This is a genomic window from Paenibacillus sp. UNC451MF, from assembly GCF_000686845.1.
Classification (GTDB): Bacteria; Bacillota; Bacilli; order Paenibacillales; family NBRC-103111; genus Paenibacillus_S.
This window is the reverse complement of sequence record NZ_JMLS01000014.1, coordinates 37,257-52,703: the sequence shown is the minus strand read 5'-3', so window position 1 is coordinate 52,703 and position 15,447 is coordinate 37,257. Positions and strand designations below refer to the sequence as shown.

At 48.1% G+C, this 15,447-nt stretch carries 13 protein-coding genes; 10 read left to right on the top strand and 3 right to left on the bottom strand.

The window, feature by feature from the left end:
* Nucleotide 1 precedes the first annotated feature (1 nt).
* The 9 genes from BP97_RS0116445 (at nucleotide 2) to BP97_RS0116405 (ending at nucleotide 8,805) form a co-directional block, all read left to right on the top strand.
* Nucleotides 2-1,690, top strand: a complete 1,689-nt coding sequence (locus tag BP97_RS0116445) for an ATPase, T2SS/T4P/T4SS family (protein WP_028550070.1) — start codon at nucleotides 2-4, stop codon at nucleotides 1,688-1,690.
* Nucleotides 1,668-2,660, top strand: a complete 993-nt coding sequence (locus BP97_RS0116440) for a hypothetical protein (protein WP_028550069.1) — start codon at nucleotides 1,668-1,670, stop codon at nucleotides 2,658-2,660. Before BP97_RS0116445 ends, BP97_RS0116440 begins: the two co-directional genes overlap by 23 nt.
* A gap of 24 nt (nucleotides 2,661-2,684) precedes the next feature.
* Complete coding sequence (locus BP97_RS0116435) at nucleotides 2,685-3,578, top strand: hypothetical protein (protein ID WP_028550068.1); 894 nt, start codon at nucleotides 2,685-2,687, stop codon at nucleotides 3,576-3,578.
* A 24-nt stretch (nucleotides 3,579-3,602) separates the two neighbouring features.
* A complete protein-coding gene (locus BP97_RS0116430) occupies nucleotides 3,603-3,839 on the top strand; it encodes a hypothetical protein (protein WP_028550067.1) in 237 nt (78 codons plus the stop codon).
* Nucleotides 3,840-3,850: 11 nt separating this feature from the next.
* The gene (locus BP97_RS36590; RefSeq protein WP_156043236.1) at nucleotides 3,851-4,234 is read left to right on the top strand and encodes a hypothetical protein; all 384 of its coding nucleotides are present in this window, start codon (nucleotides 3,851-3,853) and stop codon (nucleotides 4,232-4,234) included.
* Nucleotides 4,235-4,241: 7 nt separating this feature from the next.
* Nucleotides 4,242-4,736, top strand: coding sequence for a hypothetical protein (locus tag BP97_RS0116420; RefSeq protein ID WP_028550066.1), 495 nt, complete (start codon nucleotides 4,242-4,244; stop codon nucleotides 4,734-4,736).
* Between the two features lie 37 nt (nucleotides 4,737-4,773).
* Complete coding sequence (locus BP97_RS38915) at nucleotides 4,774-6,597, top strand: hypothetical protein (protein ID WP_051620658.1); 1,824 nt, start codon at nucleotides 4,774-4,776, stop codon at nucleotides 6,595-6,597.
* Nucleotides 6,598-6,622: 25 nt separating this feature from the next.
* A complete protein-coding gene (locus tag BP97_RS0116410) occupies nucleotides 6,623-7,279 on the top strand; it encodes an S-layer homology domain-containing protein (protein WP_028550065.1) in 657 nt (218 codons plus the stop codon).
* Nucleotides 7,280-7,611: 332 nt separating this feature from the next.
* Nucleotides 7,612-8,805, top strand: a complete 1,194-nt coding sequence (locus BP97_RS0116405) for a M24 family metallopeptidase (protein WP_028550064.1) — start codon at nucleotides 7,612-7,614, stop codon at nucleotides 8,803-8,805.
* Nucleotides 8,806-8,954: 149 nt separating this feature from the next.
* Here BP97_RS0116405 and clpP read toward each other — a convergent pair whose 3' ends face one another.
* Genes clpP through BP97_RS0116390 form a run of 3 tightly spaced genes read right to left on the bottom strand, consistent with a single transcriptional unit; the run spans nucleotide 8,955 to nucleotide 10,532 of the window.
* Complete coding sequence (gene clpP / locus BP97_RS0116400) at nucleotides 8,955-9,539, bottom strand: ATP-dependent Clp endopeptidase proteolytic subunit ClpP (RefSeq protein WP_028550063.1); 585 nt, start codon at nucleotides 9,537-9,539, stop codon at nucleotides 8,955-8,957.
* 46 nt (nucleotides 9,540-9,585) lie between these two features.
* Complete coding sequence (locus BP97_RS0116395) at nucleotides 9,586-9,924, bottom strand: hypothetical protein (RefSeq protein WP_028550062.1); 339 nt, start codon at nucleotides 9,922-9,924, stop codon at nucleotides 9,586-9,588.
* A gap of 5 nt (nucleotides 9,925-9,929) precedes the next feature.
* A complete protein-coding gene (locus BP97_RS0116390; RefSeq protein WP_028550061.1) occupies nucleotides 9,930-10,532 on the bottom strand; it encodes a helix-turn-helix domain-containing protein in 603 nt (200 codons plus the stop codon).
* A 429-nt stretch (nucleotides 10,533-10,961) separates the two neighbouring features.
* Here BP97_RS0116390 and BP97_RS0116385 point away from each other — a divergent pair, with 429 nt between their 5' ends.
* A complete protein-coding gene (locus tag BP97_RS0116385) occupies nucleotides 10,962-14,864 on the top strand; it encodes an invasin domain 3-containing protein (RefSeq protein WP_028550060.1) in 3,903 nt (1,300 codons plus the stop codon).
* Nucleotides 14,865-15,447: the final 583 nt, after the last annotated feature.

Genomic DNA, 15,447 nt, shown 5'->3' with positions numbered 1-15,447 from the left:
TATGGGAGGCTACTCCAGATTTCATATCGGTCAATTTAATAGAGAAGCATCGATAGAAGCATCCTTGGCGCCCCACGCTGTACTACCGGCAGTCGATCATACGCCCGTTAAAGCAGGGAAGACGTCATTCGAACAGGTGTGCAAAACCTACAAGGATCTGGTTGGCGAGCGGTTCGCAGGAACAATGCATCGAAGGGATGCAGATAGGCTGCAAGCCGATGGAACCGGGGCAGATGAGGCGCAAGCTTTTGTCGAACTGGAAAATAAGGCGATTATCGGTGTTCCTGAGACTGTATCGGCTATTATGGAGCAAATCCAGTCTTATGTGGATCAGAACGGTTTGTATCAAGTGGAGCTGCCTGAATATTATGTGGGCTTAAGGCCTTATGCGAGAGAGGAGCAGCAGTGCTACTCCGACATAACTCATGCAATATTTCACGAAATCTATGGCTTTAAAGCGCTAGCCTGCTGGCAAAAGTACCCTGACAGCTATGCGGCGCAAATTATCGGTACGTCGATTTGGATTCATCACAATGGACGTCATGAACGGATGCCCTTTCAATTTGTATCCACCCAAGAGGTCGACAAAATCATTCGTGCCTTAACCCGGCAGAGAGAGGATGCCATCGTCAACTTGTACAACACCACCTTGGAGGTCGATTTGTACACGGGAGAACGGGTGACATTAACGGTCAAGCCGGATGTTCGGCATGATGTCATTACGTTTCGGCGGTTTCTGATCGGACGGGTAACGGTGGACGATCTGGCGGACGAGCGTCGCAGAACCATTCCACCCGAAGCAGCGGTTCTGCTGAAGGGGATTTCAAAGACACACTGTAATATGTTGGTGATCGGACCTCCAGGGACTGGGAAGTCCACGACCCTGAAAGCATTAATAGCCGAGAGGGCCGATGATTATACAGGGGCCATTATCGAAAAGCATTATGAGCTAGCGGCTAGCCGTGATTTTCCCGAAAAAAAATTGATCGAGCGGGTCACGCATGAAAATACGTTTCATCATGCGATGGATCAAGTGCTTCGATTTGATGTTGATTATGCCATCATCGGCGAGGTTCGGAGGGTGGAAGCGGAAGGAGCAATGCTTGCCTGCGAACGACTGCTCAAAGGCTTCGGCAGTACCTTTCATACATGGAAGCCTGAGACGGTGCCTTCGCAGTTCGCACGACTGTTATGTAGTCTGAACCCGGGCGTGCGGTACGAAGAAGAAGAGAAACGGGTTGCTGATAATATTGACATTCTGATCGTTCAGACCCAGGACGCGGGAAGGTCGCGCAAAAGGATCAAGAGCGTAATGGAGCTTCGCTATAACCGGATGAATGGTGAGATCAGCACGCATGAGCTATTGCATTGGAACGAGAGCGACGACACTTGGACTTACAGAAATGATTTAAGCGAGCGTCTGCGTAAAGAAATGCGGCAAATTCAGCCCGAGTGGGCTGAGGTCACTGAGCGGGCGCTGCGTAGATTAGCTGAAGCATCGCCTATTCCTGAAGGAGAAGGGGTTGTGGTACTGAATCCTGTCCACGCGAATCCGCTTCATCGAATCAGTGAGACATTGGAACAGGCGTATCCTCTCTATGAGAAGCATCGACGAGACTCGGCTATCGGTGTTCGTGAATGTATCGAAGCATGGGGAGGGCAGTCGGATGGTTCTATATCCGATCGTTAATGCAGTAGTACTGCTTCTATCCGCATGGTTGTTTACACTCGGGCTATATAAGACTTTGATGCCCTTGCTCCGTTATTGGGGAGAAGTCATACGTACCGACCGCCGTTACAGGAGAGGCATGAAGCAGCTTCGCAAGCAAAAGGAGCCTGAGAAGAATGCGTCACGGATAACCGCTGTATGGCTGCGGATGCGACGAGAGCTGGAGCTCTTGCTTAAGGTAACGCACGGCGAGCGTTATAACGATCACACCGTACAGAGGTTTGTTCTGCTTACTGTATCGATGGCTGTGTCCGTAGGTCTGATTATTTATTTCATTACTTTGGACGCAAGATTCAGTTTTTTTATGGGCGCTCTCATTCTAGCTTGTCCTGTTGCCTACCATCGCTTGAAGCTGAGAAGCTCGCAGATCCAGAGTGGGTATGATCTGGCGGAGGCAGTCGGTATTTTATCAAGTAAATATAAGGTGACCCGTGGGAATATGCGAACCGCCTTGCAGCTCGCCAGCCAGGAAGTTTCCTCGGCTCCTATCCGACGGCACTTTATGAACTGGATTCGAGAGGAGTTGAATTATGTAGATTCGCGTGAGATGGAGAAGGCAATTGAAGAGTTTATATACAGCATTCAAACCTCCTTCGCCAAGCAGCTCGGTTTGACGGTACTTAAAGGGCTTTTGCGAAGCGAGAATGTCGAGAGCACACTCAACGCAATAGATAAAAACATTCATAAGCAAATCGATATGCTGCGTGATGAAGGAGATTCGAGCTCGGAGGTACTGCAGCTGAGCTGGCTTCATGTCATCCTGTTTCCGCTGCTGATCGTTATTATGATTGTTTTTATGGGCTATAACAGCACGATGCACTACCAGCTCGGGACCGAGCAAGGAAGGTTTTGGCTGACGGTAACACTTTGTTTTATTGGGGGTTCGCTGCTTCTTGCCATATGGTTCCGTCGCCCCCCTAACGACTATTGAGGAGAATGGAGATGACAAGCGTTCATGCAGCTGCAGCATGAAGGATATGCCATAGCAAGCGCCTTGTTCGCTTTGCTCATTTGTTTGCTGTATGTTTATGCCGCTTATTTGGTTCATCGCAGACTGCGCGCACCTGTATCGCTGAAGTACATGACGCGGCTGCAATATATGCAGCTCAAGCGCTGGCTGTATCATCCGGAGCTGGAGCGGCGCTTGGAACAGACGGGTTACCCGTTCAGGCTGAACGCCTGGAAGATTCAATCGCTTCGCTACGGTACGGCTTTGGTGTGGATCATGAACAGCTTATACGATGCTTCCTTTCACTGGGCGGAGCTTACATGGCCAAGCCTGCTGCTCCGGCTGTGGGGGCCGATTGTCGTGCTGCTTGCTACGAATACGAAGGCTTCCTTGCTCACTTATGTGTTAAGCAAATGGAAGGAAATCGATGATGGGGAAAAAAATCGCGAGCTGTTCATGATTTACAGCATGATTGCAGACGAGCTGAAAGGAAACCCGAAGCGAAGACTAAATTTGCACACCTTGCTCACCAAACTTCGCGACTATACGGTACGCATCAAGCCGTCCTTGAATAAAGGGCTGAGGCTTTTTGACGAGGGGGCTCATATGGCGCTGCAGACGATTGCCGATGATATCGGAACCCGTGAAGCGAAGGAGCTGTGCAAACTGCTTGCCGATTTAGAGCTGACCCCTCCGGAGGACATCTCGGCATTGGTTGATACCAGGGAAGAGAGCTACACGCAAATGCTGAGGGAAAATCGCCGTCGTCAAAGAAAGTTTTTCGGCAGTATCGCTTATGCGGCTGCGTTCAGCCCTTTGCTCATTTACTTATGGAATGCGTTAAATATTGCTCAGCAATATGTGACGGATTTAGCCCGCAGTACGAATCACTTCGGATAATTAAAGACGAGGAGCGAATAAAGTATGAAACCGGCTTTGGAGAAATTTTTGTTAATTGCAGCTACATTGGCTGCTATCGGAATTTTCATTTTTGTTGCGTTATGGGGATCGATTAAAGATAAGAAAACGCAAATGGATGATTTATTTAATAATACAAACGTTCCAACATCGTACCATTATCAAATGAAAGGAACGCCTCAGCTGGACTCCTTAGAGAATGATGAATCACCCGGGATTAGTATTGAAAATTTGACCGTATGAAGGCAGCTTTGGTGGAAATGCTGACGGTTTATATTTTAATGCTGCTGCTGTTTCAGCCCATTCTGCACGATATATATTCAACTCGGGCGAACGCGGTAGAGATGGTGCTTGACAGTGCGATCCAAAAAGCGTCAAATGCCGACAACGGACGATTTACCCCCGAGATTATCGATGAAATGCGGGGTACGCTGGTGCACACGTTTTTGCTTGATGCCAGCGACATTCGTTTTACCGGGACGACGGAGCTGACGCCAAGGGGGGAATATGTTGAGGGGAAGCTCTCAGTAAAAAGTACGCCAAGATGGCTCTTTAGAAGCATGTTCGGCAGTATCGACAGGGATCCTCCTGAAATCGTGCGCTATGCGAAGCAAATGAGTGAGGCGTTGGTACGGTGAGGGGGATATGAATCGCGCGCTGCTGCTCATTTTTGTAGTACTGATGTTCTTGTATACAACAAGCTTTGAAGCCGACCGCTTCGTGACCACAACAACGCATAATCGGCTCAAATTCGCAATTAATCACGGAGCTCACGATGCTGCCCTGCAGGTAAGGAAGGACAGGCTTGCTGAGGGGCAAATTGTGTTTGAACGGAGTGATTCGCGAGCCGCATTCGAAGCGGGGCTGGAGTACAATTTGCAGCTTGATGCTGAAGGGACTCCTTATACAGGCACTTTATTAAAGGAACGACCCGTTGTCGTGTTCGAGGATTATGTAGATGATAGCACTCCGGGAGTAGGCTTTCCTTTCAGCTACGTTAGGGAAAGTGAGCGAATATCCAAAGTATTGAAGGGGCCTTCCGTAATTTACAAAGTAAAAGTAAAGCTTCCCAGAACCAATGCGCTGTCCTACGACGGCGATGTTTATAAGACGGTTATTTACGAGTATCCCCTTGATTGAAAATTTACTTTCTTAATATATGGAGGTGCGTTGCATCTTGTTAAGACACAATAGGAAAATAGCGTTAGCAGGGCTGCTTTCGTGTGTTGTCTTTTGTTCGCTGCTTCCAGTGGGAACGGTACATGCGGCCATATCTGTACCACCTGCACCTAGCTTGATCAGGGTTGACAATAGAACGGCCGGGCTGAGTGATCTTGTTACGGTAAGTGGTTTGTCCGCGGGGGATGTAGTGAAGGTCTATGCCGATGGAGGAGCGGTTTCCCCTATCGGCAGCTCGACGGTTAGCAACGGCTCTACCAGCGCAACGGTTACGATCGACCAGTTAGGTATATTAGGCGGTCATATTTACGTTACAGTAACGCAGCCATCCTATTCCGAGAGTCGTCGTATCGTCAAATCCTTCGCGGAGGAGCCTGTTTCTGCAGCACCTGCTGTGACATCCATCCGCATAACGAATCGGTCGGGTGGAGCGACGGATCAGGTCACTGTACGTGGTATTCATGTTGGAGATGTAGTGAAGGTTTATAAGGATGCCTCCAAAATAAAGCTGCTTGGTTCAAGTACAGTAGCGTCGAGCACAACGGACGGGACGGTTATTTCGGTCGGACAGCTAGGTGCGGATGAAGGCATTATTTATGTAGCTGTAACAGAGCCAGGGAAAAGAGAGAGTCGAGCGATAGAAAAAGCTTATGATGCCGAACCGAGAACAGGCAAGCCTCAGCTTGATCAAATACGTGTCATAAACGAACGGGGGGCCAATGACCGCGTTATTGTTTCACAATTGCAGGCCGGGGATACAGTGAAGGTTTATGCTTCCAATCGGGACTCGTCACCCGTAACTCAAGCCGTTGTGGCTTCAGGGGCATCATCTGTGGAAATTCCGCTTACCCTTCCTTCCTCAGGCGATGATCAAGAGAGCATTTATATTACGGTCACCTCACCTCCGCTCTTGGAAAGCGAAAGGATTTCGAAGCGTTACAGCTCGGAACCTGTAACGCCAGCCTTGGCGCCGGGGATGATTGTCGTTATGAATGAGCAGGAAGGCACGGACGATCATATAGAAATCTTTGGACTATCACCCGGCGATATCGTCAAAGTGTATCCGACTGCAGACGCGACCCATACATTGGGAACGGCGACGATAAGTTCATCATCATCTCTGGCAATCATCAAAATAGGACAGCTAGGAAAGCAAGCAGGCTACGTATATGTCAGCGTAACATCCGTATCCGGAAGGGAAAGCAGCCGAACGGTCAAAAGCTATGCCGCAGAGCAAGCTGGCCTGGCTCCATCGCGTTCTGATATTTCAATCCGCAATGCGGCAGGCCCTAACGATACGGTTACCGTAATAGGGCTTCAGCCAGGTGATATGGTCAAGGTGTATGCGGATGAAGCGGCCGCAGCTCCCATTAGTACAGCTGTTGCAGACGGAACAGCATCTGCTGTCGTACATACGGCCTTACCGGAATCAGGTTATGGCATTGTATATGTTACGGTAACCCGCTCACAAGGTGAGGAAAGCTCACGAACACCTAAAATCTTTGCGGCAGAGCCATTAACGCTGCCATTATCACCTAACAACATTTACGTTACGAATGTTACGGATCAGAACGTGGATGAGGTGACCATCACGAATCTCAAGCCCGGGGATACTGTGAAGCTGTATGAGGATGCTTCTTCCACACATCCTATTCAAACGGCTTGGGGATCAGATGCTGTCGCAACTGCGTCAGAAGGCAGCTCGGTCGTCACGATCAAACGTTTGCAGTTGAATTCAGCCGGCGGCAAGCTGCATGTGACGGTCACTTCCCCGGAGCGACGTGAAAGCAGTCGCGTGCTGAAAGCATATGAAGCAGAGTAAATAGGAAGAAAAGAGGTTAGATGCTATGTCCGCCATTCGGAGACAAAAAAATAAATTGAAATTGATGTTTGCTGCTGCATCCGTAGTCCTTATTCGCAGGACCGCTTATGTATTCGCATTGGCTAGTCTGCCATTTGCTTTTACAACCGGAGGGACCGCAATTCATGCTAATCTGGAGTCCTTTGAGTTTAGTGATATGGATGGTCATTGGGCGGAGGAGCCCATTCTGGAAGCCGTTTCCGAAGGTATTATCGCCGGTTACGACGATGGCACGTTCCGTCCCGATCGTTCGGTCAGTCGAGCGGAATTCATCAATATGCTATTGGCAGGACTTCATATACCGCTTGCAGCGTCTTCTTCAGAGCATAGTAACCAAGAGGCAAGCTTCCAGTCCCTTCGTGATGTTGGCATCGTAGATGAGAACGATTTTTCGGCCGATGAGCTGGATGAAGAGCTTCAGCGTGCGGAAATGATTAGGCTGGCGCTTCGCACCATGGATCCCGATGCAGGTAAAGGGCAGGCAGCTAATCAAAGAGAACAGGCCGTAGCTTCAGGACTGATTGATGAGGCAAGTGACACGTTGGAAGGAGCTCAAGCGGCAACGCGGGCTGAAGCGGTTGTTGTATTGCAGCGCTTGAAGCATATTATACAAGCCAAGGTATCGGAGAGTGTTAGTTCTTAAAAGCGCAGCTTGTTAATGAAACTGATGTCGGCATATTGAATGCTTGCATCAGTTTTTTGCTGTGGGTATGCAGTATAACAAGAGCAACAGACGATGGGAAGTTCTTGAAGGGTGTTCGACTAGCCAACACGCCCTCCAAGTTGAAAGCCTACAAAAGATGGAGTACTCTTACAAAAGAGAGTTAAGGAAAAGGTGCACATTACATGCTGGTTGAAATTAGAGCAGGCAGAAATCGTATGGTTTAAGCCATGTACACTTAAATGGGTTCTCGATAATCTGGCGTTCCTTATTATAGAAGGTCGATGTTAATTTTGTATAAAGGAGTGGTGAAATTGAAGGAATACATATTACGTATCCAACGCTTGCAGGAGCGTTTGCGCCAGAGTCAGCTTGATGGATGCATGATCACTCAAAATGTGGACTTGTACTATTTTACCGGTTCCATGCAAACCGGGTATTTATTTGTTCCAAGCGAAGGGGAGGCTGTCTTTTTCGTTCGCCGTAGTGTCGTAAGGGCACAAGAGGAATCAGCAATAACCGTGGAGGCGCTGGGCTCGTTCCGAAGCTTTGGGAAAAGGCTTGCCGAAGTTTTCGGTGCTTTGTTTCAGCAGGCAGCAGGCTCACCCAAGCTGAAATTTGCGGCTGAATTCGATGTGCTGCCGGTGCAGCAGCTGTTGAAGCTGCAAAATGTATTGCCTAATGTTGAATGGGCTGACGGATCGACAATCGTCCGTGAGCTGCGGATGATCAAATCCGCTTCGGAGATAGCTTATATCAAGGAAGCCGCTCGTGTCATCGATCTTGCGTTTGAGCATTCTCTCAGCATACTGAAGCCTGGGGTGACGGAGCTGGAGCTTATGGCCAGCATCGAACAGTTCATACGCCTTAACGGTCATATTGGTTTGATGAGGATGCGTGGTTACAATCAAGAAGTTATCACAGGTATGGTTGGGGCAGGAGAAGCCGCCGCTACGCCAAGCTACTTTGACGGCCCGGCGGGGGGCCGAGGCTTGAGCGCTGCTGTTCCGCAAAGTGCCAGTCGCCGGCCGATTCAGGCCAATGAGCCTATTTTATTGGATGTAGGCTGCTGTATCGACGGTTATGTCATCGACCAGACCCGTACCGTAGTTATGGGCAATTTGCCAGATGACCTTGTCCATGCGTATGATACATCGGAACGAATCCTCCGCAGTGTCGAGGAAATGCTGAAGCCGGGTACAGTGTGCGAGCGCTTGTATATGCATTCGCTGCTTATGGCTCATGAAGCGGGCTTAAGCGACCATTATATGGGCTTCGGAGACGATCAAGTGAAATTTCTTGGACATGGTATCGGGCTCGAAATCGATGAGCTGCCGGTATTAGCCAAAGGCTTCAACTATCCGCTACAGCCCGGAATGGTTATAGCGATTGAACCGAAATTTACGTTCCCGCAGCGCGGTGTTGTTGGAATCGAGAACAGCTATGCGATCACCGATACGGGTTTTGAGAAGCTTACCATTACCCGGGAAGGTCTGATTAGAGCGTAGTCTTCAGCACTGAATAGAACAAAAAAAACAGTCGGGAAGGCAGTGAAATCACTGTCTAGCCGGCTGTTTTTTAATATGAAACGCCAGGTGTTTATGATTTTCCGATAAATGGATCCGTCTCCGTGTGGTTCCTTAAGAAGACCACCGAACTACTGAACCCGTTCGATAACTTTATCGATCAACCCATATTCCTTGGCTTCTATTGCGCTCATGTAATAATCTCTGTCGGAATCCTTCTCAACCTTCTCATAGGGCTGACCGGATGTTTCCGAGATAATATTGTACAGAACTTTACGAGTCTTCATAATATTAGCCGCCCGAATTTGAATATCCGATGCTTGCCCCTGTGTGCCGCCCCACGGCTGGTGAATCATGATTTCGGAGTTGGGAAGGGCAAACCGTTTGCCTTTTGCTCCCCCTGTCAGCAGGATAGCTCCCATGGAAGCGGCAAATCCAACGCAGATCGTCGATACATCGGGTTGAATAAACTGCATCGTATCATAGATCGCCAAGCCTGCCGTAGTTGAACCCCCAGGGGAGTTGATATACAAATGGATATCTTTCTCAGGATCGGCCGCCGCCAGAAAGAGCAGCTGTGCGATAATGCTATTCGCCACTTGATCGTTGACCTCGGATCCGAGAAACACGATGCGGTCTTTCAACAATCTTGAATAAATATCGTAAGACCTCTCACCGCGACCATCTTGCTCAATAACAACAGGAATATAGCTCATTTTCCTACCTCCATTTCACTTATTGAACCTGTGGGTTCCAATTGTTTTAAGCAGCGATGCACTGAATATCCGTATTTCTCGAAATGTAGCTTCTTTTGCCGCCGAATCCAGAGGACACCATAATGAGCTTGACTAGAGGCTCCCTCTCTCCGGTGTTCAGCTGCCATTCTTGTACGAGTGCTTCCTCGGAGATAAGCTGACCTTGACCCGCTTTGTATTGTTCCAAGTCAACAACGTTGCTGTGCTGTTCTGATGACTCTTTTTCTCCTACACTCCCGCCTTGTCTCGATACGAGCAAAGGGGATGAAGGAGTTGCAGCTTCCGATGCGCCTCCAGCGGACTGCTTCTTTGTTGTCTCATCGTCATGAACTATTTTCTCGCTCATTGGGATCACTCTCCTTCATCGGCCTTCGGATATACAGACAATATCACCTTGTAAAGAGTGGGAGTTTGACCGTTATCCGCGGCCTTAGCATATTTTCCAACCAGCTGCTTTACCATGTTAACGTAATCGGCAATGAAAGCTTCCCGGTCGTCGCCGTCGAGTAGAGGGATATCCATTTGTAGGGTAGCGCTCGGGATTTCGGTGCCTTTCTCCGAATGCTCCATGAGGTAGACGGCATCCTTCTTCATTTGCTCTGCGGTTGTAATGAGCTGGGCCAATGAGCCGTGCTCCTTCAGCCGCTCGATCGTTTCCTCCGACAAACTCAGCGATTCTGCCAATACGAACGTCTTGGCAATCGACTGATACAGTACCTCGACAAGATTGCGTACCTGTCTTGTACCGACTCTTCGAATTAATCCTGTCTTCTCCAGCGCCTTCAAGTGATAATTCATGCGTTGAGGCGGCTCGTTGATCATTCTTCCCAGCTCGGCAGCCGAAGCGGGCTCAATAAGTCGCGAAACGATATCCGCACGCAGCGGATTGAGCAGAGCCATCGCTTGATCCGGCGACTGAATGAGACAGCTTTCCAGAATATCTTGCTGCTGCAAAGCAAACCAACCTCCATACAATATTATACTTACGTAAAAATATTTTATTACGTTATTTTGATTTTGTCAAAGGGCTGATGACATGGTTCTGTTGGATGACAAATTGGTTTTGAAATGGACAATAAAGTTTTGAAATGACAAATAAAGCTTTGAAATGACATTCGAAAAAACGTCGCCGAATGATATCACCGTTGAACATAAAATATTTGTCATATGACAAAAAAGATGACAACAGTCACTATTTGTCATAAAGATTATGCAATAAAATTTAACTATATTAATTTTATTTGGAGAGAGGCTGATTGCTACTAGGGAAGCCAGAAGAGATTACTATTGGCGTATTGTTATGCAGATCTTGTAAGCAGATGATAGTAAATAGATAATGAAAAATAGATATTCTGAAGTGAGATCGAAGAATGGGGGTCAGTGATGAAAAACTTGAAACGAAGATGGACGGCCGTGATGCTTATCGTCACGGTGATTTTTGGGTTGTTCCCTATAGGGAATGTGTTTGCTGCATCTGATGTACTGGATCAACAGCAGACCAATGGGTCCGGGAACACTTGGGTTAACAGCACCTATCCGAAATATCAAACATTTACTCCTGCTATTTCAGGAAATCTTAGCCGGTTTGAACTTAATTCTGCCGGTTCATATGGAGCAACGGGAGCAATGCTGCTGAGCCTTTATAAGGAAAGCGATTTATCGACACCGCTTGCATCCACACAGCTGACATCGTTCGGATCGGGCTGGGTATCCGTTGATTTCACCGGGATAGCGCCCTATTTGAAGAGAAATATGGAGTATCGGATGATTGTTAGTACTGAATACGGAGGGTCTGCCGGATTCGGATGGTATATGACTGGCGGTGATCCATATCCAAGAGGAACCTCACCTTCTATTGGATATGATTTTGCATTCAGGACCTATATGATTCCAGACTATTCGCTATCCCCAGCAGAAAGCAAAGTCACTACTGCTCAGTCTAGTCTGGAGGCGGATGGGACAAGCCAGACGATGGTCAGCGTGCAGTTGAATGATGCACAAGGCAATGCAATAACGAGCGGCGGAGCGGCTGTAGCGATAACGTCAACCTTAGGTACGGTTAGCCCTGTAACGGACAACAATAACGGCACCTATACGGCGACACTGACGGCACCAGCGACGGTGGGCACTGCGACAGTAAGCGCCAGTGTCGGAGGCAGCCCAATCGCATCGACGGCAACGGTGCAGTTCGTACCCGGAGCGCCTTCGGCTGCGAACAGTACGCTAACTGTGGGAGGAACCTCGCTAACCGCCAATGGTACAAGCCAGACATCGATCATCGTAAAGTTGAAGGATATGCATGGGAATTCACTAACTAAGGGGGGAGCAGCTGTTGCGATTACTTCGACACTCGGTACGGTAGGCACAGTAACGGACGACAATAACGGCACGTATACGGCGATGCTGACGGCTCCGACGACAGTGGGTACTGCGACGGTGAGCGCCAATATCGGAGGCAGTGCCATCGCCTCAACGGCAAAGGTACAGTTCGTACCAGGAGTAGCGTCAACAGCGCGAAGTACGGTCACCGTTGGGAATGCATCTTTGACCGCAGATGGAACTAGCCGTACAACAGTCACTGTAACGTTGAAAGATGCTCAGGGCAATGCCCTGACAGTTGGCGGCTCGTCTGTAGCGATAACGACGACGCTAGGCACAGTTGGTCCCGTAACGGACAACAATAACGGCACGTATACAGCGATGCTGACGGCTCCGATGATAGTGGGTACTGCGACGGTGAGCGCTAGCATCGGAGGCAGTGCCATCGCTTCAACGGTAACGGTACAATTCGTGCCGGGAGTAGCGTCAACTTCGCGAAGCACGGTGGTCGTGGGGAATGCAACTTTGACCGCGGATGGTGTGAGCCAAACGACGGTTACTGTGAAGCTGAACGACGCACAGGGTAACGCTTTGACGGTCGGCGGGGCAACAGTAGCGATAACGACAACGCTAGGCACAGTTGGCCCCGTAACGGACAACAATAACGGCACGTATACGGCGACACTGACGGCACCATCAACGGTAGGTATTGCGACAGTCGGCGCCAGTGTTTATGGCAGTGAACTTGCTTCGACGACTGCCATCCAATTCTTGCCTGGGGAAGTAAGTGCAGTCCACTCCACTGTAACGGCTAGTGATTTAGTTATACGGGCGGATGGCATCAGCAAAGCCTCCATTTTCGTGAAACTCAAAGACGATTATGATCATCCGCTCGCCGGAAAACGGGTATCGCTTCAAGCAAGCGGCGGACATTCCGTAATGGCTGACGTATATGGTTGGACCGACAGCATGGGACTTGCTGCTTTTTCAGTGAGTAATACAACTGCGGAGAGTGTAACCTTTTTTGCTAAGGAAGAACAAAGTGGTCAGTCCCTGCACCAAAACGTAACTATTAAGTTTACATATAACCAGCCTCCAACTATCACACTGCAGGCCAATCCGTTTCTTCCGACCTTTGGAAACGTGACGGTCTCCGTAGCAACGTCGGTATACGGCCAGTTCAACAGGGTTTCATCTATAAAGTGGGCGGCGGGAAGCCATCCCCTATCGTATTTTGAGACGCAAGGCATGGAAATCGCGGATTATTTCACTGTGCAAAAGAACGGGGTCTATTCCGTCTATGTGGCTGATACAGCGGGTAACGCGAACATTGGATTCATTGACATTCAAAACATCGTTCCGCTGAGCAATAATGCATCTTTAAGTAATTGGCAGCTTGCAGGATTAGGCGGAACGGTACCGTTTGATGAATTTGACCCGGGAACAACGAGCTATTCTGTATTGGTAAGTCCTGCGGTTTATGGGTTGACAATGAAGCTGATCCCTTCAGATGTTTATTCTGTTGTCTATGTAAACGGTGGGCAAGTAGCCAATAGCGTGATAACAAATGCCTATTCACTTGTAACAGGTAAAAATACATTTGAGGTGAATGTCAAAGCTCAAGACGGTTCCCTTAAAACGTATACACTCGATGTGATTCGTGCCAGTGCAAGTTCCGGTTCACATTCGGGCTCAGGGACAGTAAGTTCATCGACTGATTCGTCACCTGACAATGCGGTTTCTATTTGGATCAACGATCAAAAATTATCAGGACATGCCTCGGTTCGAATGGAAGCGAATGGCACCAAATCCATCGATGTTCGATTGGATACGGACACCGTAATAAAGGTAATCGACTCGTTTACAACGACAACTGAGCGGAGTATCTCGATTATGGTTGACGATGAAGCCGGTAAAATCGCTCTTCAGCTTTCTGGTGAAGCTGCTGCGCTTCTCGCTCAAAAGGGAGCTGCATTAACATTAAAAACGCAGCAAGCCCAATATCGTTTGCCGTTGGCGGAAGTCGTAAACGGCATATCTGCTTGGTCCAAGGATACAGGAGTTCAAATAACGATTGAACGCGGTAAACTCAACGAGATTCCAGAGCTACAGGATGCAGCGAGAAAAGGCGATTTCCAATGGATGACGGATCCGGTTCATTTTCATGTTTATGTTCTACGCCAAAGTGAGAGCATTGAAGTTTCAAACTTTAAGCATTATGTGGAAAGAGTCATTTACTTGCCCAAAGGCTTGGACCGCACGGCATCTACGGTCGTGGCCTGGGATCAAATGCATGGCGTGCGTCCGGTACCGACGGCATTTATGAGCATTGACGGGCGTGAAGCTGCTGTGATTCGCAGTCTTACGAATAGCACCTATGGGCTGGTTTCCAAAGCATCCAGCCTAACAGACATTCAAGGGCACTGGGCGGCTGCCGAAATTGTTGACTTGAATAAAAGATTGATCGTAAATGGCATCGATGAAAAACGATTCGTACCCGATTCCGTCATTACCCGGGCTGAACTTGCTGCTTTGCTGACCAGAGCCTTAGGGTTGCCAAAAGGATCCGGTCATGCTGGCTTCCGTGATGTCAGCGACTCAAGCTGGTACAGCGATTCGATCGCAGCGGTTAAAGCAAATGGCCTTATGGATGGATTCCAAGACGGTACATTTGGGCCGAATCAGGAGGTATCGCGTCAAGAAGCGGTAGTTACGATTATCCGGGCGATGCAACTGGCAGGGGCCACTTCCGAAGCAAGCAGAGCCAGAGTTAAGACAGATTTATCCGAGTACGTGGACCGCAATCAAATTGGTGATTGGGCTAGCGCGGCGATACAGACAGGCATTCATGAGGGATTGGTGGAAGGCTACGGGAACGAGCTGCGTCCGCTGAAATCATTAACACGTGCGGAGACCGTAGTGCTTATATACCGGCTGCTGCTCAAAGCGAACTTCATTAATAAGTAAGTCATTCTGATTTTCTTAAAAGCAACAGCTAGAAATTTTATCAATTGGACAGTCCGGAACTTTATTAACAGGTTCTGGACTGTCTTATTTCTGTGCGGGGCAAAATAATATTATCAACCCTATGTGAAATTGCTCTTCGTAGTTATTTTTGTTTATACATTTTCTGTATGAATAATGTTTCAACTAATGATTTTAGATCCTTACCCACTCCAAATAACAGAAATAAAAACGAGACAATGATTTATCATTAGTCTCGTTTTTATGGGCAAGAATGGAATAGTTTTCCGTGGTTAATTATTGGTTTACTTTCAAATTGCTAAAATATAAAAACTCCATTTGTTGGGATTTGTAGATTTCTAATTTACGTTATACCATTCTAAAAAAAACAAGTGAGACTTGGAGGACAAAAATGGAGTGAGTTAAATGATGACCCAAACAAGACGATTTATTTAACCCTCGAAGATCTGTAATATCAATTTGACCAATAGGAAAGTCTGAAGATCTACGGAATTTAAAAGTATAGGATTACATTGATGAAGAAACCACCTTGGCAATCTTTAAATTCGGTGAATGACACATAACT